This is a genomic window from Qipengyuania xiamenensis (assembly GCF_019711495.1).
GTDB lineage: Bacteria > Pseudomonadota > Alphaproteobacteria > Sphingomonadales > Sphingomonadaceae > Qipengyuania > Qipengyuania xiamenensis.
Genome location: NZ_JAIGNM010000001.1, coordinates 583,708 through 604,480, shown reverse-complemented (window position 1 = coordinate 604,480; position 20,773 = coordinate 583,708). Strand labels below are relative to the sequence as shown.

Sequence of the window (20,773 nt, the reverse complement as noted above, 5' to 3'; positions counted from 1 at the left end):
CCGCGTCCCATATGGGCGGGCAAGTCAGCAGATATCAGGAGTATTCCCATGGCCACCATCAACGTCACCGACGAAGGCTTCCAGAAAGACGTTCTCGACAGCGACAAGCCCGTTCTCGTGGACTTCTGGGCCGAGTGGTGCGGGCCGTGCAAGATGATCGCTCCGGCGCTGGAGGAACTCTCCGAAGAGCTGGGCGACAAGGTCACGATCGCCAAGATGGACATCATGGAAAACACCGGCGTGCCCGGCGCGATGGGCGTTCAGTCGATCCCGTACCTCGTGCTGTTCAAGGACGGCAAGCCGGCTGCCAACATGCGCGGCGCTGCGCCCAAGGGCCAGCTCAAGCAGTGGCTCGAGAGCGAGCTCTAACTCCCGATCCATTCCGGACAGGCCGCAATCTTGCGTTGCGGTGCAACATTGCTAAACGCGTGGAACCATGAAGCGCACGCATCTGCCTTTGAACGCCCTGCGCGTCTATGACGCTGCCGCACGGCACCTCAGCTTTACCCGCGCCGCGGACGAGCTGGCGGTGACGCCTGCGGCCGTGGGCCAACAGATCCGTGCGCTCGAGGATCACCTCGGCACGGTACTGTTCCGTCGTACCAGCAAGGGACTGGAACTGACGCAGGAAGGCGCGGCGGGTCTCGACGCGCTGCGCGAAGGTTTCCTGAAGTTCGAGGAAAGCGTCTCCGCCATGCAGGCGGGGCAGGCTTCCGACAGCTACACCATCGCCTGCCCGCGCGAATTCTACGCGCAGTGGCTCGCGCCACGGTTGGCGGAATTCTCCAAGGAGAACCCCGAGATCAAGTTCGTCTTCGTGGCGGATGAAAATGCCGACTTCACCGAGGCGAACCTCGACTGCGCGATCCGCCTCGTCGACGGGCCGGGCGATTTGCAGGGCGTCGAACTGGCCGCCGCGCGCCGCGTGACGGTTGCGGCACCCGGCGCTCCCGATCGCTGGATCGACTGGGGCCTCCCGTTGCAGGACGGAGTGCAAGCGCATGTGACGGTCAGCAATGCCGGACAGGCGCTGTCGGGCGCGATGGCGGGGCTGGGCAAGGCTATCCTTCCCGAACTGCTCGCCAAGGAAGCGCTCGAGGCCGGACGCCTCGAACTGCTCGACGGTCCGGAGACGGGTACGCGCGCCTACTGGCTGGTCGCTCCCACGCCGCAATGGCGGACCAAGAAGGTCAAGGCCCTCGTCGCTTTCCTCGCGGGCTAGCGAGCGTTAGGCTGCGGTGCGATGATCGCCGCAGTCAGACGCATCGAGGCATCTTCGGGCAATTTACCCACCGCTTCGTACAAGGCGAGCCCCGCCGCGCACTGATTGGTCAGGGGCAGCGCTTCGAAGCCCATCCCGTTGATCACCGCAAGTGCATCCTGCTCCGGGATGGTGCCGACTAGCGCTTCATAGAGACTGTCGACGTTTTCCTGCGTGACTTCGCCGCGCGGGTGCGGGTCTTGCTGTCCCGCGGCGATGGACTTCAGGGTTTGGACGCTTAACGAAATGATGCGGCGCTGGACCGGGGGGGAATAGGTGTTTCCCGGCTGCAGGCCGGTGGCAGTCATCTGTGCGCAGAGCGGCAAGCTCTCGTCCCGCAGTGCGCGGACTAATGCCAGATTGCGCTTCATCAACTCAATCAGTGCGCCGTCCGGCGCGGCGACGAGGTGCTCGCCTTTGGTGAGTGTGAAATTGCGCATGTACCCGAAACCAAACTGGCTCAGCTGCTCGTTCGATGCGCCTTCCCTTGCCATCACCGCGAGTCTGCTCCGGAATTCGACATATTCGGCCGGAAACTCGTCGCGGAAGGTGTCGTAGAGCGGTGCATGGATGACGTTGCCATGCATCTCGAAATCCATCTGCGAGCCGATCTTGAAGCTGCGATAGCCATCGAGGACGGCTGGCATCATCACGAAGATGATCAGCAGGACAGCAATGAACACGCCAACACGTTTGAGCTTGGGGCCGATCCCTTCGCCCTCTCCGTGAATGTCCGCGTAACTCATTGTCCTGACCCCTCAATTGCTGCGTGAAGCGCGAGAAGGGCGTGCGACCCCTTTCCCCCACAATTCCTGTGCGAGGCTTGGCGGATCGGTCGCCGGAGGGCAAGTGGACGGAATGACTATTCGCCGCGTTCCCGAACTGAGCACCGAACGCTTCACCTTGCGCCCCTTGCAGGAGAGCGACTGCGCGGCCCTGTACTCCACGCTTTCCGACACGGACCAGTGCCGTTTCCTGACCCGGCCAGCATTCGCCAGCGAGGAAGAACTGTGGGGGTGGCTGGCCGATCCGACGTGGAACGGGCGAACCTGGATTGCAGAGGACGGGGAAGGGCAGGTCGCAGCCCGCTTCGTATCGGTCCCGGCGCATGAGGAAGGGGTCGAGGAAATCGGCTACATCACCTGTGCGCATCGACAGCGGGAGGGCGTCGCCCGCGAGTGCACCGAAGCGCTCGTCCGCCACCTGTTCGAGACCGACGGGCTGCGCAAGATCACGGCCGAGGTGGACGCCGAAAATTCCGCTTCAATCCGGCTGCTGGGTAGCCTCGGGTTCACCCGCGAGGCCTATTTCCGCGAGCATGAGACCACGCATATCGGCCTGCGTGACGTGATGATGTACGGGTTGCTCGCGAAGGATTTCCTTGCGCCCAACGAGCCTGTCAAATTCGGTCGAAGGCCCTGAAGACTTTTGCCATGCCGGGCGGATCGCATTCTGCGCGAAGGCGCGCGATGGCCTCGCTGATAACCAGTTCGTATTCCATCACCCCGTCCTGTAGCCCCAGATAATTGCCCCCTAGCGAACGGGTGAAGTCGCGGGCACTGCGATTGTCACTCAGGATGTTGACCGAGAAATCGTTCAGCCCTTCAGCCTGCGCATCGAGCAGGATGGTCGCGGTCAGGAGCTTGCCGAGACCGAGGCCATGATAATCGTCGAGCACGCCGACGGAGAATTCCGCGCTGTCCTCGTCATCCTTCTGGCGAAAGGCGTGTACGGCGCCGATGGCAGCGTCTTCATCGCCCGAGGAATCGATGGCTCCCCAGGCAATGTGATCATGTCCGTCCACGGTGGTCAGTCGTTCGATCACCCAGCTGGGCGGGGTCGAGGCGCCGGAAAAGAACCGCAAGTAGCGCGACTGAGGCGACATCCTGCCGATACCCACCCGCATGCGGTCCGCGTCGTCTTCGCGTATCGTGCGAATGCATACCGGATGCCCGTTCTCCAGCTCGGTATGGATGACTAGGTCGGATTGACGCACGACTGATGAACCTCCTGGTCCGTTCGCGACCGTCTTATCACGGTTTGCCGTGCCATGCTCGCGCTGGCAACGAGGCGCGGTCGTTCTTTGGCCCATACCGCGTCTTCGGAACTCCATACCCTACCTCGGTATTGTCAGATCGAAGGAGAAAAGGATGGAAAATCAATCAGCAGGGCATTCCGGCAAATCCCACCAAGGCAAGTGGACGACTTTCTTCGCCATGATCGCCACCTCCATCGTGACGATGTTTGTCCTCAAATATTCCAATATTTACGAGGCCGATCACGCCTTTTTCAGCCAGACCCGGATGTGGATGGCGCTGATGATGGGCATGGCCATGATCGTGATCATGCTCGGTTTCATGTGGGGTATGTACAAGTCACTGGCGACCAAGTTTATCGTGATGGTTGCCGCAATCGCTGGATTCTTCTTGTTCCTGTTCCTCGCCCGGAGCCAGGCGACGGTCGAGGACGAGGCATGGATGAAGGCGATGATCCCGCATCATTCTATAGCCGTGCTGACCAGCCGCCGTGCCGAGATCAGCGACCCGCGTGTGCGCAAGCTCGCCGACGCCATCATCGAGGCCCAGGTGAAGGAAATCGCCGAGATGAAGCTGCTGCTCGAGGATATCGAGGTGAACGGCGAAATGGGCGACGGAACGCCCATACCTCCGCGCACCGCAGAGCTCACTCCGGAACTGCTCGATGAAGCCGAAAAGGCTGTCGAACGTCCGATTACTCCGGAACTTCGCGAAGAGGTGGAAACCGGAAGCTGAGACGGCGCGAGTCCTGTCCCTAGCTGGCGGGGTAGCTCGCCCAGACCATCCGTTTGTCGGGCCCGAAGGCGATGACCTGGAAGGCCTGCCGTCGTGCCCCCATTTCCATGCCCGGCGATCCCAGGGGCATTCCGGCCACAGCAAGGCCGGTGATGCCTTCCGGTCGTTCGGCCAAGAGCCGCTCGACGTCGGCGGCAGGGACATGGCCTTCGATCACCATGCCGTCGACGATGGCGGTGTGGCAGGAAACGAGATCGGCAGGCACGCCATTGGCGGCTTTCACCGCTGCGATATTCTCGCTGTCGATGGTCTTGCTCGCCACCGTCTCGTCACCCTTGGCGAAGTGGTCGTCCGCATGGTCGAGCCAGGCGAGGCAGCAGCCGCAGTTCGGATCGCGATACATCGTGATGCTGGTCGCCTGAGCAGCGCCCGCACATGCGGCAAGCGACAGGCCCAGTGCGAGGCGAAGCGGGGTGCGGGTCAGCGATCGAATGCTCATCGGGCGGGCTCCTTGGGTAATTTGAAAACGGGTATAGCGGCTCGAACTAGCGGCGCTTTTCCAGCAGTTCGACCAGTTCCTCGAACTTCTGGCGCTGCTCGGCCTCGTCGCCGCTGGCGATTGCTTCGGCCACGCAGCAGGCGGCGTGATCCTTGAGGACCTGCGTCTCGACCTTGGCGAGCGCCGACTTGATGGCTTGGATCTGGTGCAGGATGTCCATGCAGTAGCGATCGTCCTCGATCATCTTCGCGACGCCGTTCACCTGACCCGCAATCCGGTTGAGTCGATTGATTTTTGCGTCGGCATTCGCAGCCATGTCGTCCATCCAGTTGTAATACCCTGTGGGGGTATATATGTGATCGCCCGAAGTCCTTCAACAGAACCTTTTTTACGGTAGCGTTCATGTCGGTAGATCGCCGCAAATTCATCACGAGCACCGCAGCCCTCGGAGCGGCGATGTCGCTTCCGCTTCCGGCATGGGCGCGCGGTGAGAGCCTGACCCATGCGAAGCAGGGTTTTGGCGAGGTTTCCGGTGAGAAGATCGCGCTGAGTGTCGGCGACCATCACTTCGCGGTCGGTGGGCGAAAGGGGCATGCGATCGCCGTGAACGGCAGCGTGCCCGGACCTCTGGTGCGCCTCAAGGAAGGCCAGAACGTCCGCATCGATGTGACCAATAATCTCGATGAAGATACCTCGATCCACTGGCACGGCCTGTTGTTGCCGTTCCAGTTCGACGGTGTTCCGGGCGTCAGCTTTCCCGGTATCAAGCCGGGCGAGACCTTCACCTACGAATTCCCGATCCGACAGAACGGCACCTACTGGTGGCACTCGCACTCGGGCCTGCAGGAGCAGGCGGGGCACTATGGTCCGCTTATCATCGAGAGCGCCGAACCGGATCCGCGCTACGACCGCGACTATGTCGTCCTGCTGAGCGAATTCACGCCGCGCCATCCGCACGAGATCGCCCGCCTGCTGAAAGTCGGCGAGCACTACTTCAACAACCAGATGCAGACCGCGACCGAAGGCGACATGCCCGTCAGCGAGCGGCTGATGTGGGGCGGGATGCGCATGAACCCGCGCGACATCTCGGATGTGACTGGCTCGACCTACACCTTCCTCATGAATGGCCATGGCCCGATGGACGGGCTCGAATATCTGTTCGCGCCGGGCGAGAAGGTTCGCCTGCGCGTGATCAATGGCTCTGCGATGACCTTCTTCAACGTGCGCATTCCCGGCGTGCCGATGACCGTGATCGCCGCCGATGGAATGGAGGTCGCGCCGGTCGAGGTGGACGAGTTCCAGATCGCCACGGCCGAGACCTACGACGTGATCGTCGCGCCTCCAGCGGGCAGCCATGCGCTGGTGGCAGAGGCGATGGACCGCTCGGGCATGGGTGTGGCTTCGCTCACCTCGCACAAGGGCCACAGAGCCACGCCGCCGCCGCAGCGCGAGCCGGTGACGCTCACCATGGCCGATATGGGCATGGGCTCGATGGCAGGCATGGACCACGGCGGGATGGACCACGGCGCGATGGGGCATGGCGAAATGGACCACTCGATGCGTGACACCTCCAAGCTGCCTGCCGATGTGAAGGTAGGGCCGGGGCTGGACATGGTCTCGCCCATGCCGATGGACCGGATGGATTACCCGGGCCTCGGGCTCGACAATGTCGATCATCGCGTGCTGCGCTACACCGATCTCAAGGCGAAGCGGATGAACCCGCATCGCATGCCGACGCGCCAGATGGAAATCCACCTGACCGGCAACATGGAACGCTACATGTGGAGCTTCGACGGCAAGAAGTTCTCTGCCGTGACCGACGACCCGATCCGCTTCGCCTATGACGAGCGGGTGCGGGTGAAGCTGGTCAACGACACGATGATGGCGCACCCCATCCACCTGCACGGCCACTTCTTCGAGCTGGTCAACGGGGCGGGGATGATGAACCAGCCGCTCAAGCACACGGTCATCGTCCAGCCGGGCAGCACGGCGACCTTCGACGTCACCGCGAACGAGCCGGGCGACTGGGCCTTCCACTGCCACCTGCTCTACCACATGCACGCCGGCATGATGCAGACGGTGACCGTGCGTCCGTTCCCCGCAGCGGGAGAGGGCGCATGATGCTCCGCCTCGGCCTTGCGAGCACACTCGCGCTCGCCGCAGCGCCGCTGTCCGCGCAGGACATGTCGGGCCATGAAGGGCACGGGGCGCAGGAGGAGAAGCCCGCGACCGAGCAGCCCGCGAAGGACGATCATTCGGGCCACGGCGAGATGAAAAAGGCGCCCGCTCCGTTCAAGCTCCCCGACCTGACCGCCAAGCCGCAGATGGACCATTCGGCGCATGCCATGGGCGACTTCCCCTCCGGCCCGCCGCCCGCAGAGGCGTTCGAGGGTCCGCAGCACGCGGCCGACGAAATCTTCGGCGCCGAAGCCATGGCCGGGGCTCGCAAGACCAACCACGCCACCCACGGCGACATGCTGACCGGCACCCTCATGGCCGAGCGGCTGGAAGTGCGCATTTCCGACGGTCACGAGGCGTTCCTGTGGGACGTGCAGGGCTGGTACGGCGGCGATATCGACAAGTTCGTGATCAAGTCCGAAGGCGAGGGCGAATTCGGCGAGAGTATCGAAGACGCCGAGATACAGGCGCTGTGGGGCCATGCGATCGGCCCCTTTTTCGACCTGCAGGCAGGCGCGCGCATCGATCTCGAGCCGGAAACCCGCAGCCACCTCGTGCTCGGCGTGCAGGGCCTTGCGCCCTATATGTGGCACGTAGACGGCGCGCTGTTCCTGTCCGACCGCGGCGACCTCACCGCGCGGCTGGAGGGCGAATACGACCAGAAGATCACGCAACGCCTGATCCTGCAGCCTCGGGTGGAGCTGGAACTGTCCGCACAGGACATTCCCGAACGCGAGATCGGGGCAGGGCTCACCAAGATCGAGACGGGCCTGCGCCTGCGCTACGAAATCGCTCGCGAGTTCGCCCCCTATGTCGGCGTCGGCTACGAGGCCAAGCTGGGCGAGACCGCGGATATCGCGCGCCTCGCGGGCGAGGATCCGGACGGCGTGGCAGCCGTCTTCGGCATCAGGGCCTGGTTCTAGGGCCAGTCGGGCGAGACGGAACTCCAGCGCGAAGCCGCTGCAGCCCGCGCTCCAGCGCCGCGTCCCAGGCCGCCGCAAACCCTTCCGACCCAAGCCGCGCCCACAGCTTGTAGAGCGCCTCCATGCTATTGCCCACGGAGCGCGCCGCCTGCGTGACGATCCCGGTGGCCGCCAGCGTGGCGACGAAGCGCCGCTGGAGCTGCGGCGTAATCGGAAGCGAAGCTGACCGCACGGTCAATTGCGCCGCGGGTGAGAGTGGATGAAGGGCGCGAAGGCGAGGAGGGGATCGTCATCCTCGGGCTCAGGTGCCACATGCGCGACGGCAGAGGTGGCCTGGCGGGCGAGCTTGCGGGTGCTTTCGGTCATGGCCCAAGCCACGATGCACATTCCGGCCAAGTAGGAAAATGGGATCTCCTGATCCTGATTGTTACCGACCAATGGCTTTTTAGAGATCGCCAATGGAAAGGTTTTCTCCTGAATTGCGGCTGGGACAAACTGGGTTTGCCAACCCTGTCAAATACCGTAGTGCGAGCCTTCACAAGCATGTTGTTTGGATAGAAATCGAGAATGCCCGAAATGCTCAGCCTTAACAGTCGAGGAGCTCGTTATTCGCCGGAAGGTTCTGCGGTGATGAGCGTCGAGGACCTCGGAAAAATTAAAAATGCTGAAATAGAATTTTCCAAATTCGTGATGTTCGTAGGGAAAAATAGCTCCGGAAAGAGCTATCTTGCCAATATCGTGTGGGCTGTCCGGTCGTCTTTTCTTGGGCTTGGCAACAATGGTGAGAATCTTTGCAAATCACCTAAGTGGTTCAAGGACTTGCTTGATTCAGCAAAACAGTCTCCTGACGAAAAAATTTCGATATCTGGTCAAAAGATTCTGTCTCATTACAATCGGTTCTTGGCGCGAAACTTTGAAAAGTTTGCTCATCGAATCTTTAATCACAAAAGCCTTCGTGTCGGGTCGATAAAGTTCCGCTCAAAGTCTGAAATCTGCATAGAGGCAATGTCAAAAGAACCGGAGTGGGTTCGCGCTGAGCTTGGTGAATCCGACTTTATTAATGTCATTAGCTCTTGGATGTTTTCCTGGAGTGCAGAAGGGGGTGGGAGTGCAGAGAATTTAAGTGCTCTAATTGGACTAGATTCGAATGAGTACGACGTGATCTACCGTGCGTGTGTGGAAAAAATCATATTTGGAGACCTGCACGCGCAATGGATGAGGGCTACTTATCTTCCTGCTGCTCGTACTGGACTCGTGTTGAGCGTTAGTGATTTGGCCTCGTCAGCGTTTGATCCTGAGCCGACATCAACACGAAGGCGTTCTTCTCGTTTTACGGCTCCGATGAGTCGTTTCATTCAGGATCTCATCCAATCGAGCGACAATTCCGGAAGATTCAACATGGAGATTGTTGAATTTCTGGAGCGGTCGATCTTCGGGGGCGAGCTTTCGATCACTGGACGAGGGGTCCCAGAGTTTCGTTTTGTCTCGAAGGAGTTCGATGGCGCACTGCCCATGCACGCAGTCTCGTCAATGATTACGGAGCTCACGCCATTTCTTGCGCTAGTAAGCGCTAGCCCTTGCTATGACGGGATCATTATTGAGGAGCCAGAGGCGCACCTCCACCTAAGCGCTCAACGCTGTATGGCCCGTGCTTTAGCGCGGCTGGCAAATTCAGACAGACCTATCGTGGCAACCACTCACAGCGACACATTCATACAGCAGATCAATTTACTCTGTCGTTTGGCTGATTTGTCCCAACCGAAGATGAAGGCGCTCGGATACTCCAAGCACGACGTATTGAGGCGTGATGATGTGAGGGTATACGAGTTCGAGGAAGGCAATGGGCGAAGTTTTGTGAAAGAAGCGCCATTCAAAGAGGGGGGCTTCGTGGTGAATAGTATCAACCAAACTTTGTTCGATCTCGTAGACGAAGTAATGGAACTTCAAGAATAAATGCTCGATTCATTCAAGTTGTCGCGCTTGGAGAATGATTGGTATGTCCTACAGTCTGACGGACATATCGAAGTTATTGAGCGCGTAGACGGTCGCGATGATGCGGTCGTTACCTTCGCTGTTGAGGCCGATAGCTTGGGTTTCTTTCATAGAGATAACCGAGTGTCGTTGAGGTGGTGCAAGAGTAGGAATTGCGCTGACGCAGCAATCGTAGTCTCGCATGACGACCGGCCAACTCTTCATGTGGTGGAATTGAAATCCAAGCTAACGAACAAAGAGTGGGTAAAAACCAAAAAGCAATTTGAGGGCATGGCCCTCAATTACATGGCCATGGCAGGCGTGGTGGAGGGGGTAGTGCCTGATCGTGCCGTATTCCATGTTTCCTTCGAATCTGAGGTGGTTGCTGAACCGGAAACGAGTGATCCGGTGCTTCTCAAGATGTCTGTCGGATCTGGGCAAGTCCTTGGAGGAATCGATGATTGGATCAACGAGAAAATCGATATTCTGAGCTGGCAAGGTGCCGAACTCCGCAAGATCCCAAGAGGTGAGGACAACCGTGGTCAAGGTGATTTGTCCGTTTGACTTGGCAAAGGCCACGTCACCCCTCCCTTGACCAATTCCCCCTCCAGCACTATGTGCGCGCCCATCCGGTGAGGGAATCGCCCTGCGCGAAGCCAACTCCGGCCAGATAGAGCTGAACATTGCCGGTCATGACCCGGGGGCCTGTCGCAATCGCGATAAGGCTCTTTTCTATTGCAGCGAACCTCATGGATCGCTCGGGGCAGCCGTCAAAGTAACCCGGTGGCCGTGTGGGCCGATGGGTGGAGCGTTTCAGGCTCGTGCGTACAGACCGCCCCGGTGCTTCTAAGCGCCGCGTGCGTCGCAACTGCACGAACCCGATCGCATCACCAGTCAACCCGCTAGTCGCCGCCATCACACGGTGAAGAGAGAACTCATGCCGACTATTAACCAGCTGGTCCGCAAGGGCCGCGTTCCGCAGAAGGCCAAGTCCAAGGTCCCTGCAATGGAAGCCAACCCGCAGAAGCGCGGCGTTTGCACCCGCGTCTATACGACGACCCCCAAGAAGCCGAACTCGGCTCTGCGTAAGGTTGCCAAGGTTCGCCTGACCAACCAGCGCGAAGTCATCTCCTACATTCCGGGCGAAGGCCACAACCTGCAGGAGCACAGCGTTGTGCTCATCCGCGGCGGCCGTGTTCGCGACCTTCCCGGCGTTCGCTACCACGTCCTTCGCGGCGTGCTCGATACGCAGGGCGTTAAGGACCGCAAGCAGTCGCGCTCGAAGTACGGCGCGAAGCGTCCGAAGTAATCCACGGGACTTAGGAGATAATCAATGAGTCGTCGTCGTCGTCCCGAGAAGCGGGAAATCCTGCCTGATCCGAAGTTCAACGATCAGGTCCTTTCGAAATTCATGAACAACCTCATGTATGACGGCAAGAAGGCCGTTGCTGAAGGTATCGTCTACACCGCGCTCGACACCGTCGAGAACAAGGCAAAGACGAACCCGGTCGAGCTGTTCCATGAAGCCCTGAACAACATCAAGCCGCAGGTCGAAGTGCGCAGCCGCCGTGTCGGTGGTGCGACCTACCAGGTGCCGGTCGAGGTTCGCCCCGAGCGTGCCCAGGCACTCGCGATCCGCTGGCTGATCGGCGCTGCACGCGGTCGTCCCGAGACGACCATGGCTGCACGCCTGTCGGGCGAGCTGATGGATGCTGCGAACAACCGCGGCAACGCCGTCAAGAAGCGCGAAGACACGCACCGCATGGCGGACGCGAACCGCGCCTTCTCGCACTACCGCTGGTAAGCACCGGTTCGGAGACCGTTTCGCCTTCGGGTGGAACGGTCGCCGGACGGTCACATTAGTTTTCCAAAGGGGCGGCAAAATGGTCGTCCCAACCCCACGAGGAATTTCACATGGCACGCGAATATCCGCTGGAGCGGTACCGCAACATCGGCATCATGGCCCACATCGATGCCGGCAAGACCACCACGACCGAACGTATCCTCTACTACACCGGCAAGTCCTACAAGATCGGCGAAGTCCACGACGGCGCTGCGACCATGGACTGGATGGAGCAGGAGCAGGAACGCGGCATCACCATCACCTCGGCTGCCACGACCACGTTCTGGCAGAACGACGATGGCAAGGGCGAAAAGCACCGCATCAACATCATCGACACCCCGGGCCACGTCGACTTCACCATTGAAGTCGAACGCTCGCTGCGCGTGCTCGACGGCGCGGTTGCAGTCTTCGACGGCGTTGCCGGCGTTGAACCGCAGTCCGAAACCGTGTGGCGCCAGGCCGACAAGTACGGCGTTCCGCGTATGTGCTTCGTCAACAAGCTCGACCGCACCGGCGCAGACTTCTACTACTGCGTCCAGTCGATCATCGACCGCCTCGGCGCGAACCCGCTGGTCCTTTATCTCCCGATCGGCGCGGAAAGCGACCTGCAGGGCGTTGTCGATCTCGTGAACAACCGCGGTATCGTCTGGGAAAACGACGGTCTGGGCGCGACGTTCAACTACGTCGACATCCCGGCTGACCTGGCCGACAAGGCTGCCGAATACCGCGAGAAGCTGATCGAGACCGCCGTCGAACAGGACGACGATGTCATGGAAGCTTACCTCGAAGGTGAAGAGCCCGACGCGGCGACGCTCAAGCGTCTCATCCGCAAGGGCACCATGGCGCGCGACTTCGTTCCCGTGCTGTGTGGTTCGGCGTTCAAGAACAAGGGCGTCCAGCCCCTGCTCGACGCGGTTGTCGACTACATGCCGTCGCCGCTCGACGTTCCGGCCATCAAGGGCGTCAAGCCCGACAGCGACGAAGAAGACACCCGTCCGTCGTCGGACGAAGCTCCGTTCTCGGCGCTGGCCTTCAAGATCATGAACGACCCGTTCGTCGGCTCGCTCACCTTCACCCGCATCTATTCGGGTCACCTCACCAAGGGTTCGGTCCTGAACTCGGTGAAGGACAAGAAGGAAAAGATCGGCCGCATGCTGCTGATGCACTCGAACAACCGCGAGGACATCGATGAAGCATTCGCTGGCGACATCGTCGCTATCGCAGGTCTCAAGGAAACCACCACCGGCGACACCCTGTGTGCGTCGAGCGCTCCGATCATTCTCGAGCGCATGGAATTCCCCGAGCCCGTGATCGAGCTGTCGGTCGAACCGAAGACCAAGGCCGACCAGGAAAAGATGGGCGTCGCCCTCAACCGCCTGGCTGCCGAAGATCCGAGCTTCCGCGTCACCACCGACCACGAGTCGGGCCAGACGATCATCAAGGGCATGGGCGAGCTTCACCTCGACATCCTCGTCGATCGCATGAAGCGCGAGTTCAAGGTCGAAGCAAACGTCGGCGCACCGCAGGTCGCTTATCGCGAATACCTCGGCAAGGCTGTGGACGTGGACTACACCCACAAGAAGCAGTCGGGTGGTTCGGGTCAGTTCGGTCGCGTCAAGCTCAAGGTCACCCCGGGTGAGCGCGGTCAGGGCTTCGTCTTCGAAGACGAGATCAAGGGCGGTAACATTCCGAAGGAATATATCCCGGCGATCGAAAAGGGTCTGCGCGAGCAGGCCGAGAGCGGTCACCTGGTCGGCTTCCCGATCATCGACTTCACCGTCAACCTGTACGACGGTGCCTACCATGACGTCGACTCGAGCGCGATCGCGTTCGAAATCGCCGGCCGTGGCGCAATGCGCGAAGTCGCAGAGCGTGCAGGCATCAAGCTGCTGGAACCGATCATGAAGGTTGAAGTCGTGACCCCCGAGGATTACCTCGGTGACGTCATCGGCGACCTTAACTCCCGTCGTGGCCAGATCCAGGGCACCGACAGCCGCGGCAATGCCCAGGCAGTCGAAGCCAACGTGCCGCTCGCGAACATGTTCGGTTACGTGAATGAGCTGCGCTCGTTCACCCAGGGCCGTGCACAGTACACGATGCAGTTCAGCCACTACGACGAAGTTCCGGCTAACGTTGCACAGGAAGTCAAGGAGAAGCTTGCGTAAGCGAGCCGACCGGTCTAGGGGCGGCGCCTGATTCAGCGGGCGCCGTTTCCTCCCCGCAGAAATCCCAAATTTTAAGACAGAGGTTATTGGAAAATGGCGAAGGAAAAGTTCGAGCGTAATAAGCCGCACGTTAACGTCGGCACCATCGGTCACGTTGACCACGGCAAGACCACGCTGACCGCGGCAATCACCAAGGTTCAGGGTTCGGCCGTCGATTTCGCAAACATCGACAAGGCTCCCGAAGAGCGTGAGCGCGGCATCACCATCTCGACCGCACACGTCGAGTACGAAACCGACGCGCGTCACTACGCACACGTCGACTGCCCGGGTCACGCCGACTACGTGAAGAACATGATCACCGGTGCAGCCCAGATGGACGGCGCCATTCTGGTCGTGAACGCAGCTGACGGCCCGATGCCGCAGACCCGCGAGCACATCCTGCTTGCACGTCAGGTCGGCGTTCCGAAGCTGGTCGTGTACCTGAACAAGGTCGATCAGGTCGACGACGAGGAAATCCTCGAGCTCGTCGAACTCGAAGTTCGTGAACTCCTCACCGAATACGGCTTCGACGGCGACGATATTCCGATCATCAAGGGTTCGGCTCTGGCCGCTCTCGAAGGTCGCGATCCGGAAATCGGCGAAAGCTCGATCAAGGCTCTGATGGACGCTGTCGACAGCTACATCCCGACCCCCGATCGTCCGGTCGACAAGGACTTCCTGATGCCGATCGAAGACGTGTTCTCGATCTCGGGTCGTGGTACGGTTGTCACCGGTCGTGTCGAAACCGGCGTTGTGAACGTTGGCGACGAAGTCGAAATCGTCGGCATCAAGGACACCACCAAGACGACCGTCACCGGCGTCGAAATGTTCCGCAAGCTGCTCGATCGCGGTGAAGCTGGTGACAACATCGGTGCACTGATCCGCGGCGTTGGCCGTGAAGAAGTCGAGCGTGGCCAGGTTCTCGCGAAGCCGGGTTCGGTTACGCCGCACACCGAGTTCAGCGCAGAAGTCTACGTCCTTTCGAAGGACGAAGGCGGCCGTCACACGCCGTTCTTCGCGAACTACCGTCCGCAGTTCTACTTCCGCACCACCGACGTCACCGGCGAAGTGATCCTTCCCGAAGGCACCGAAATGGTGATGCCGGGCGACAACGTGACGATCGACGTCAAGCTGATCGCACCGATCGCCATGGACCAGGGCCTGCGCTTCGCAATCCGCGAAGGCGGCCGTACGGTCGGCTCGGGTGTTGTCGGCACCATCAAGAAGTAAGCTCTTAGCTGAAACTTAGAGAGGGGCCCGTCCTCCCGTCAGGGGAGGGCGGGCCCTTCGCTATTAGTGTGAGCGTAAAAAACCGGCAGAAATGCACGGTTCGGCGCACTCGATGAATGCCTGTTCAGTCGGGCGGAAATCGGGGGTTGCCAGATCGGGGCCTCACCCGTATATGCGCGCTCACAGACGGGGATTCGTTCCCGATCAGAGAATTCACGGAAGGTCGCCCGCAACCGGGAAACCGGGCTCACAGTGGGGCTGACCTTTCTTTTTGTTTGCGGGCCACCCGCTGGTCCGCTTGGCTCTTTCGCATCGGTGTAGGTAATGGAAGCACAGAATATCCGCATTCGCCTCAAGGCGTTCGACCATCGCGTTCTCGACCAGGCAACTGGCGAAATCGCAGACACCGCGCGTCGCACGGGTGCCCTTATTCGTGGTCCCATTCCCATGCCGACGCGCATCGAGAAGTTCACCGTGAACCGCGGCCCGCACATCGACAAGAAGTCGCGCGAGCAGTTCGAGGTGCGCACCTACAAGCGTCTGCTCGACATCGTGCAGCCCAACGCCCAGACCGTCGACGCTCTGATGAAGCTCGACCTCGCTGCTGGCGTGAACGTCGAAATCAAGCTCGCCTAAGCGTTTGGTTTCGGTCCACCTGCCGGACCTAAAGCCGCAGGAAAATTTCGGGGCACTCGATAGCCCCGCTTGATCCACGGATCAGGCAAGACATCGGGATACCGCCGGGCAATCGCCCGGGACTGCGTCCCCCGTCTGCTTCCCTCGGGAAGCAATCAGCCCGGACGGGGGCACGCATCGCACAATCGGGCTGGCACGCACCTTGGGGATGAGCTCCTTGGTGCCTCTGTTGAGGAGTTTGACGATGCGCACAGGCGTTATCGCAAAGAAAGTCGGGATGACCCGCCTCTTCCAGGAGGACGGACGGCACGTACCCGTGACCGTTCTTTCGCTGGAAGATTGCCAGGTCACCGCACATCGCACGGAAGACCGTGACGGCTATTACGGCGTCCAGGTCGGTTCGGGCGAAGCGAAACAAAAGAACGTAGCCAAGCCGCAGCGCGAAGCCTTTGCCAAGGCTGAAGTCGCGCTGAAGATGAAGGTCGGTGAATTCCGCGTGGACAGCGAAGAAGCTCTGCTTCCCGTCGGTGCCCGCATTTCGGCCGAACACTTCGTCGCAGGCCAGAAGGTCGACATCACCGGCCACACCCAGGGTAAGGGCTTTGCCGGCGCCATGAAGCGTTGGGGCTTCGGCGGTCTGCGCGCCACCCACGGTGTTTCGATCTCGCACCGCTCGCATGGTTCGACGGGTAACCGTCAGGATCCGGGCCGCGTGTTCAAGGGCAAGAAGATGGCTGGTCACATGGGTGACCGCCAGCGTACCCAGCAGAACCTCGAAATCGTGCGCACCGACGCCGATCGCGGTCTCCTCTTCGTCAAGGGCTCGGTCCCGGGCGCGAAGAATGGCTGGCTGATGGTTCGCGATGCCGTGAAGGTTGCCATGCCCGACGATCTGCCGTTCCCCGGCGTGATGCGTCGCAACGAAGATGAGTTCAAATCGGAAGAGGCCGATGCGGGTCTCATCGAGAGCGCAGCAGAGCACGAAGTCGGCACCGAAGTTTCCGCTGAGCAGCAGGAAAAGCTGATGCAGCAGCAGGAATCGGGTGCGGACGCCGAAACCACCACCGACGGCGATGCCGGCGGTGAAAGCAAGGAGTCCTGATCGTGAAGGTCAAGGTCCAGAAAATCGACGGCAAGGCGTCGGGCGATATCGAGCTGAACGACGATGTGTTCGGCGTCGAGCCGCGCGCTGACATCCTGCACCGCGTTGTCACCTGGCAGCTCGAGAACCGTCGCGGCACCGCACGTCCCACGCGTGAGCGTTCGGACGTTGCCCGCACCGGCAAGAAGTTCGGTCGCCAGAAGGGTTCGGGCGGCGCACGTCACGGCGATCGTGGCGCTCCGATCTTCATCGGCGGTGGTAAGGCTCACGGTGCGCGCAAGCGTGACTTCGAGCAGTCGCTGAACAAGAAGATCCGTGCACTCGGTCTCAAGATGGCTCTCTCGAGCAAGGCTAAGGACGGCCTCGTTGTCGTCGACAGCCTCGAGCTCAAGGACGCCAAGACCAAGGCGCTCAAGGGTCACTTCGACAAGAATGGCTGGGCCGGCAAGGTCCTGATCATCGACGGCGAAAGCGTGAACGACGGCTTCAAGAAGGCCGCCGGCAACCTGCCGGGCGTGAACGTCCTCCCCGCGATGGGCGCCAATGTCTACGACATCCTGAAGCACGACACGCTCGTCCTCACCAAGGACGCGGTCGAGAAGCTGGAGGGCCGTTTCAATGGCTAAGAAGCAGGAAGTGGAAGCACGTCACTACGACGTCGTGCTGGCACCGCACATCACCGAAAAGTCGACGCTTGCTTCCGAGCATAACGCCGTCGTCTTCAAGGTGGCTAACGATGCGACCAAGCCGCAGATCAAGGAAGCCGTCGAGGCGATCTTTGGCGTGAGCGTCACGGGCGTCAACACCATCAACGTGAAGGGCAAGACCAAGCGCTGGAGGGGCAAGCCCTACAAGCGCAACGACCTGAAGAAGGCCGTGGTCACCCTGAAGGACGGCGACTCGATCGACGTCACCAGCGGTATCTGAGGGGCTAGAGAGTAATGGCACTCAAGAACTACAAACCGACGAGCCCCGCGCGCCGCGGCCTCATCCTCGTCGACAAGTCGGGCCTGTACAAAGGCAAGCCCGTCAAGTCGCTCACGGAAGGCAAGCGCAAGACCGGTGGCCGGAACAACAAGGGCCATGTCACCTCGCGTGGCATCGGCGGCGGTCACAAGCAGAAGTACCGCTTCATCGACTTCAAGCGTCGCAAGTGGGACGTTGAAGGCACTGTGGAACGGATCGAATACGATCCCAACCGCACCGCTTTCATCGCACTCGTGAAGTACGAAGACGGTGAGCAGGCCTACATCATCGCTCCGCAGCGTCTCGCTGTCGGCGACAAGGTCATCGCTGGCGAAAAGACCGACACCAAGCCCGGCAACGCAATGCTGCTCGGCCAGATGCCGGTCGGCACCATCTGCCACAACGTCGAAATGAAGCCCGGCAAGGGCGGTCAGATCGCACGTTCGGCAGGTGCCTACGTCCAGCTGGTCGGTCGTGACCGCGGCATGGTCATCGTGCGTCTCAACAGCGGCGAGCAGCGTTACCTGCGCGCCGACTGCATGGGCACCGTTGGCGCCGTGTCGAACCCGGACAACCAGAACCAGAATCTGGGCAAGGCCGGTCGTCGTCGCTGGATGGGCATCAAGCCGCTGACCCGCGGTGTCGCCAAGAACCCGGTCGATCACCCGCACGGTGGTGGTGAAGGGCGCACGAGCGGTGGCCGTCATCCGGTTACTCCGTGGGGCAAGCCGACCAAGGGCGCCCGTACCCGCAAGAACAAGCAGACGGACAAGATGATCATCCGTTCGCGTCACGCCAAGAAGAAGAGGTAACCCGACATGGCTCGTTCCGTCTGGAAAGGTCCGTTCGTCGAACTCAGCCTTCTGAAGAAGGCAGAAGAAGCGCAGGACGCAAACAATGCCAAGCCGATCAAGACCTGGTCGCGCCGCAGCACGATCCTGCCCCAGTTCGTCGGTCTCACGTTCAACGTGTACAACGGCCACAAGTTCATCCCCGTATCCGTTTCGGAAGAAATGGTCGGCCACAAGCTCGGTGAATTCGCGCCCACGCGCACCTTCCCGGGTCACGCTGCCGACAAGAAGGGCAAGCGCTGATGAGCAAGCAGAAAGCACCCCGTCGCGTCGCCGATAACGAGGCACTGGCAGTGGGCACCACCATCCGTGGTAGCGCCCAGAAGCTGAACCTCGTTGCCGAGCTCATCCGCGGCAAGAAGGCCGAAGAGGCCCTCAACATCCTCGCATTCTCCAAGAAGGCGATGGCGAAGGATGCCACGAAGGTTCTCGCTTCGGCGATCGCCAACGCGGAAAACAACCACAACCTCGATGTCGACGCACTGGTCGTCGCTGAGGCTTCGGTCGGCAAGTCGATCACGATGAAGCGCTTCCACACCCGTGGTCGCGGCAAGTCGACGCGCATCCTGAAGCCGTTCAGCCGCCTGCGCATCGTCGTCCGCGAGCAGGAAGAGGCGTAAGATGGGCCATAAGAGCAATCCGATCGGTCTGCGCCTGCAGATCAACCGCACCTGGGACAGCCGCTGGTACGCCGAAGGGCGTGACTACGCCAAGCTGCTCTCCGAGGACATCGAGATCCGCAAGTACATCCTCGAGAACGCTGCCCAGGCCGCTATCTCGAAGGTCGTGATCGAACGTCCGGCAAAGCTTTGCCGCATCTCGATCTATGCTGCGCGTCCCGGCGTCATCATCGGCAAGAAGGGTGCGGACATCGAGAAGCTGCGCACGCAGCTGTCGAAGATGACCGAAAGCGAAGTGAAGCTGAACATCGTCGAAATCCGCAAGCCGGAAGTCGATGCCAAGCTCGTCGCCCAGGGCATCGCCGACCAGCTGATCCGCCGTGTGGCATTCCGCCGTGCGATGAAGCGCGCCATGCAGTCGGCCATGCGCCTTGGTGCCGAAGGCATCAAGATCATGTGTGGCGGCCGTCTCGGCGGTGCGGAAATCGCCCGCGTCGAACAGTATCGTGAAGGCCGCGTGCCGCTGCACACGCTGCGCGCCAACATCGATTACGCTGAAGCCGAAGCGCTGACCGCTTACGGCATCATCGGCATCAAGGTGTGGGTCTTCAAGGGCGAAATCCTCGGCCATGACCCGACCGCGCAGGACCGTCTCATGATGGAATCGCAGACGTCCGGCGTCCGTCCGGCTCGCTGATTGCAGGTATAGGAAAGAACCATGCTGCAACCGAAGAAAACCAAGTACCGCAAGGCGTTCAAGGGCAAGATCCATGGCAACGCCAAGGGCGGCACCACGCTCAACTTCGGCTCTTACGGGCTGAAGGCTCTCGAGCCCGAGCGTATCACCGCGCGCCAGATCGAAGCGGCTCGCCGCGCGATTACGCGTCACATCAAGCGCCAGGGTCGTCTCTGGATCCGCGTCTTCCCGGACGTGCCGGTTTCGAAGAAGCCTGCCGAAGTCCGTCAGGGTAAGGGCAAGGGTTCGGTCGAATACTGGGCAGCTCGCGTGAAGCCGGGCCGCATCCTGTTCGAACTCGACGGCGTTGCCGGTCCGCTGGCTGCCGAAGCGTTCAGCCGTGCAGCCATGAAGCTGCCGGTGAAGACCAAGGTCGTGGCCCGCCTGGGCGACACCTCGCACCTCGGAGGCGAATAATGAGCAAGATCGAAGATCTGCGCCAGAAGAGCGACGACCAGCTGGGTGAAGAACTCACCAGCCTGAAGCGCGAGGCATTCAACCTCCGTTTCCAGGCGGCGACCAACCAGCTCGAAGCTCCGGCGCGCATCCGCGAAGTCCGTCGTACGATCGCCAAGATCAAGACGCTGCAGGGCGAACGTGCCCGCGCAGCGGCAGCCAAGGCGTAAGGAGTAGACCATGCCCAAGCGTATCCTTATCGGCACCGTCACCTCCGACAAGACCGACAAGACCGTGACCGTACTGGTCGAGCGTAAGGTGAAGCACCCCCTCTACGGGAAGATCATCCGTCGCTCGAAGAAGTACCACGCACACGACGAGAAGAACGAGTACGCACTCGGCGACGTCGTGCGCATCGAAGAAACCAAGCCGATCTCGAAGACCAAGACCTGGATGGTCAAGGACCGCGTGACGGCAGGCGGAACCCAGGCTGTCGAGGCTGACCTCGAAGTCGAAGCCGCAGGCAACTGACGTTTTAGGAACTGCCGGGCAAATGTCCCGGCAAGCCAAGAGAAGGAACCGGATC

28 protein-coding genes are annotated in these 20,773 nt (G+C 60.9%); 23 read left to right on the top strand and 5 right to left on the bottom strand.

Annotated features, from left to right (window positions below):
* The first annotated feature begins 48 nt into the window (after nucleotides 1–48).
* Nucleotides 49–369: a thioredoxin gene (gene trxA / locus K3165_RS03005; protein WP_221431393.1), complete on the top strand. Its 321-nt coding sequence runs from the start codon at nucleotides 49–51 to the stop codon at nucleotides 367–369.
* Nucleotides 370–436: 67 nt separating this feature from the next.
* Complete coding sequence (locus K3165_RS03000) at nucleotides 437–1,222, top strand: LysR substrate-binding domain-containing protein (RefSeq protein ID WP_221547352.1); 786 nt, start codon at nucleotides 437–439, stop codon at nucleotides 1,220–1,222.
* Here K3165_RS03000 and K3165_RS02995 read toward each other — a convergent pair.
* Nucleotides 1,219–2,007, bottom strand: a complete 789-nt coding sequence (locus K3165_RS02995; protein WP_221547351.1) for a hypothetical protein — start codon at nucleotides 2,005–2,007, stop codon at nucleotides 1,219–1,221. The genes K3165_RS03000 and K3165_RS02995 overlap by 4 nt on opposite strands.
* A 112-nt stretch (nucleotides 2,008–2,119) precedes the next feature.
* On the opposite strand from K3165_RS02995, the gene K3165_RS02990 reads away from it, so the two are divergent.
* Nucleotides 2,120–2,683, top strand: a complete 564-nt coding sequence (locus K3165_RS02990) for a GNAT family N-acetyltransferase (protein ID WP_247713867.1) — start codon at nucleotides 2,120–2,122, stop codon at nucleotides 2,681–2,683.
* On the opposite strand, the gene K3165_RS02985 is transcribed toward K3165_RS02990, so the two are convergent.
* On the bottom strand, nucleotides 2,661–3,257 hold the full coding sequence (locus K3165_RS02985; RefSeq protein WP_345720323.1) for a GNAT family N-acetyltransferase: 597 nt from the start codon (nucleotides 3,255–3,257) through the stop codon (nucleotides 2,661–2,663). The genes K3165_RS02990 and K3165_RS02985 overlap by 23 nt on opposite strands.
* 154 nt (nucleotides 3,258–3,411) lie before the next feature.
* Between K3165_RS02985 and K3165_RS02980 the strand changes: the two genes are divergently transcribed.
* On the top strand, nucleotides 3,412–4,032 hold the full coding sequence (locus tag K3165_RS02980) for a DUF305 domain-containing protein (protein WP_221547350.1): 621 nt from the start codon (nucleotides 3,412–3,414) through the stop codon (nucleotides 4,030–4,032).
* A gap of 19 nt (nucleotides 4,033–4,051) precedes the next feature.
* Here K3165_RS02980 and K3165_RS02975 read toward each other — a convergent pair whose 3' ends face one another.
* Together K3165_RS02975 and K3165_RS02970 are read right to left on the bottom strand one after the other, a co-directional pair.
* The gene (locus tag K3165_RS02975) at nucleotides 4,052–4,531 is read right to left on the bottom strand and encodes a DUF411 domain-containing protein (RefSeq protein ID WP_221547349.1); all 480 of its coding nucleotides are present in this window, start codon (nucleotides 4,529–4,531) and stop codon (nucleotides 4,052–4,054) included.
* A 46-nt stretch (nucleotides 4,532–4,577) separates the two neighbouring features.
* On the bottom strand, nucleotides 4,578–4,847 hold the full coding sequence (locus tag K3165_RS02970; protein WP_221548303.1) for a metal-sensitive transcriptional regulator: 270 nt from the start codon (nucleotides 4,845–4,847) through the stop codon (nucleotides 4,578–4,580).
* Between the two features lie 86 nt (nucleotides 4,848–4,933).
* Here K3165_RS02970 and K3165_RS02965 point away from each other — a divergent pair, with 86 nt between their 5' ends.
* Together K3165_RS02965 and K3165_RS02960 are read left to right on the top strand one after the other, a co-directional pair.
* Nucleotides 4,934–6,652, top strand: a complete 1,719-nt coding sequence (locus K3165_RS02965; protein WP_221547348.1) for a copper resistance system multicopper oxidase — start codon at nucleotides 4,934–4,936, stop codon at nucleotides 6,650–6,652.
* Nucleotides 6,649–7,632 carry a copper resistance protein B gene (locus tag K3165_RS02960; protein WP_425594391.1) on the top strand — a complete coding sequence of 328 codons (984 nt, stop codon included), beginning with the start codon at nucleotides 6,649–6,651 and terminating at the stop codon, nucleotides 7,630–7,632. The genes K3165_RS02965 and K3165_RS02960 overlap by 4 nt, the downstream gene beginning before the upstream one ends.
* Nucleotides 7,633–7,866: 234 nt before the next feature.
* Here K3165_RS02960 and K3165_RS14085 read toward each other — a convergent pair whose 3' ends face one another.
* A complete protein-coding gene (locus K3165_RS14085; protein ID WP_282098652.1) occupies nucleotides 7,867–7,998 on the bottom strand; it encodes a hypothetical protein in 132 nt (43 codons plus the stop codon).
* A gap of 201 nt (nucleotides 7,999–8,199) precedes the next feature.
* Between K3165_RS14085 and K3165_RS02950 the strand changes: the two genes are divergently transcribed.
* The 17 genes from K3165_RS02950 to rpsQ all read left to right on the top strand — a co-directional run bounded on the left by K3165_RS02950 (nucleotide 8,200) and on the right by rpsQ (nucleotide 20,718).
* Nucleotides 8,200–9,585 carry an AAA family ATPase gene (locus tag K3165_RS02950; RefSeq protein ID WP_221547347.1) on the top strand — a complete coding sequence of 462 codons (1,386 nt, stop codon included), beginning with the start codon at nucleotides 8,200–8,202 and terminating at the stop codon, nucleotides 9,583–9,585.
* Nucleotides 9,586–10,167, top strand: a complete 582-nt coding sequence (locus K3165_RS02945) for a hypothetical protein (protein ID WP_221547346.1) — start codon at nucleotides 9,586–9,588, stop codon at nucleotides 10,165–10,167.
* Nucleotides 10,168–10,540: 373 nt separating this feature from the next.
* Nucleotides 10,541–10,912, top strand: a complete 372-nt coding sequence (gene rpsL / locus K3165_RS02940) for a 30S ribosomal protein S12 (protein WP_115366484.1) — start codon at nucleotides 10,541–10,543, stop codon at nucleotides 10,910–10,912.
* A 24-nt stretch (nucleotides 10,913–10,936) separates the two neighbouring features.
* On the top strand, nucleotides 10,937–11,407 hold the full coding sequence (gene rpsG / locus K3165_RS02935) for a 30S ribosomal protein S7 (RefSeq protein WP_221431386.1): 471 nt from the start codon (nucleotides 10,937–10,939) through the stop codon (nucleotides 11,405–11,407).
* Nucleotides 11,408–11,517: 110 nt separating this feature from the next.
* The gene (gene fusA / locus K3165_RS02930; protein WP_221547345.1) at nucleotides 11,518–13,611 is read left to right on the top strand and encodes an elongation factor G; all 2,094 of its coding nucleotides are present in this window, start codon (nucleotides 11,518–11,520) and stop codon (nucleotides 13,609–13,611) included.
* 93 nt (nucleotides 13,612–13,704) lie between these two features.
* A complete protein-coding gene (gene tuf / locus K3165_RS02925) occupies nucleotides 13,705–14,880 on the top strand; it encodes an elongation factor Tu (protein ID WP_221547344.1) in 1,176 nt (391 codons plus the stop codon).
* A gap of 324 nt (nucleotides 14,881–15,204) precedes the next feature.
* Nucleotides 15,205–15,516, top strand: a complete 312-nt coding sequence (rpsJ, locus tag K3165_RS02920; RefSeq protein WP_006831877.1) for a 30S ribosomal protein S10 — start codon at nucleotides 15,205–15,207, stop codon at nucleotides 15,514–15,516.
* Between the two features lie 244 nt (nucleotides 15,517–15,760).
* Entirely contained in the window at nucleotides 15,761–16,618 is an 858-nt protein-coding gene (gene rplC, locus K3165_RS02915; protein ID WP_221431383.1) for a 50S ribosomal protein L3, read from the top strand.
* 2 nt (nucleotides 16,619–16,620) lie between these two features.
* Nucleotides 16,621–17,244 carry a 50S ribosomal protein L4 gene (gene rplD / locus K3165_RS02910; RefSeq protein WP_221428664.1) on the top strand — a complete coding sequence of 208 codons (624 nt, stop codon included), beginning with the start codon at nucleotides 16,621–16,623 and terminating at the stop codon, nucleotides 17,242–17,244.
* Nucleotides 17,237–17,545: a 50S ribosomal protein L23 gene (locus tag K3165_RS02905; RefSeq protein ID WP_221428663.1), complete on the top strand. Its 309-nt coding sequence runs from the start codon at nucleotides 17,237–17,239 to the stop codon at nucleotides 17,543–17,545. Before rplD ends, K3165_RS02905 begins: the two co-directional genes overlap by 8 nt.
* A 14-nt stretch (nucleotides 17,546–17,559) precedes the next feature.
* Entirely contained in the window at nucleotides 17,560–18,396 is an 837-nt protein-coding gene (rplB, locus tag K3165_RS02900; RefSeq protein WP_221431381.1) for a 50S ribosomal protein L2, read from the top strand.
* A 6-nt stretch (nucleotides 18,397–18,402) separates the two neighbouring features.
* On the top strand, nucleotides 18,403–18,678 hold the full coding sequence (gene rpsS, locus K3165_RS02895; protein ID WP_221431380.1) for a 30S ribosomal protein S19: 276 nt from the start codon (nucleotides 18,403–18,405) through the stop codon (nucleotides 18,676–18,678).
* Nucleotides 18,678–19,055: a 50S ribosomal protein L22 gene (gene rplV, locus K3165_RS02890; RefSeq protein ID WP_067690121.1), complete on the top strand. Its 378-nt coding sequence runs from the start codon at nucleotides 18,678–18,680 to the stop codon at nucleotides 19,053–19,055. Before rpsS ends, rplV begins: the two co-directional genes overlap by 1 nt.
* A 1-nt stretch (nucleotide 19,056) precedes the next feature.
* A complete protein-coding gene (gene rpsC / locus K3165_RS02885) occupies nucleotides 19,057–19,752 on the top strand; it encodes a 30S ribosomal protein S3 (RefSeq protein WP_221547343.1) in 696 nt (231 codons plus the stop codon).
* 21 nt (nucleotides 19,753–19,773) lie between these two features.
* The gene (rplP, locus tag K3165_RS02880) at nucleotides 19,774–20,208 is read left to right on the top strand and encodes a 50S ribosomal protein L16 (RefSeq protein ID WP_040963569.1); all 435 of its coding nucleotides are present in this window, start codon (nucleotides 19,774–19,776) and stop codon (nucleotides 20,206–20,208) included.
* Nucleotides 20,208–20,417 carry a 50S ribosomal protein L29 gene (rpmC, locus tag K3165_RS02875; RefSeq protein WP_221547342.1) on the top strand — a complete coding sequence of 70 codons (210 nt, stop codon included), beginning with the start codon at nucleotides 20,208–20,210 and terminating at the stop codon, nucleotides 20,415–20,417. Before rplP ends, rpmC begins: the two co-directional genes overlap by 1 nt.
* 10 nt (nucleotides 20,418–20,427) lie before the next feature.
* Nucleotides 20,428–20,718 (top strand): 30S ribosomal protein S17, encoded by a 291-nt coding sequence (gene rpsQ / locus K3165_RS02870; protein ID WP_221428659.1) that lies wholly within the window; start codon nucleotides 20,428–20,430, stop codon nucleotides 20,716–20,718.
* Nucleotides 20,719–20,773: the final 55 nt, after the last annotated feature.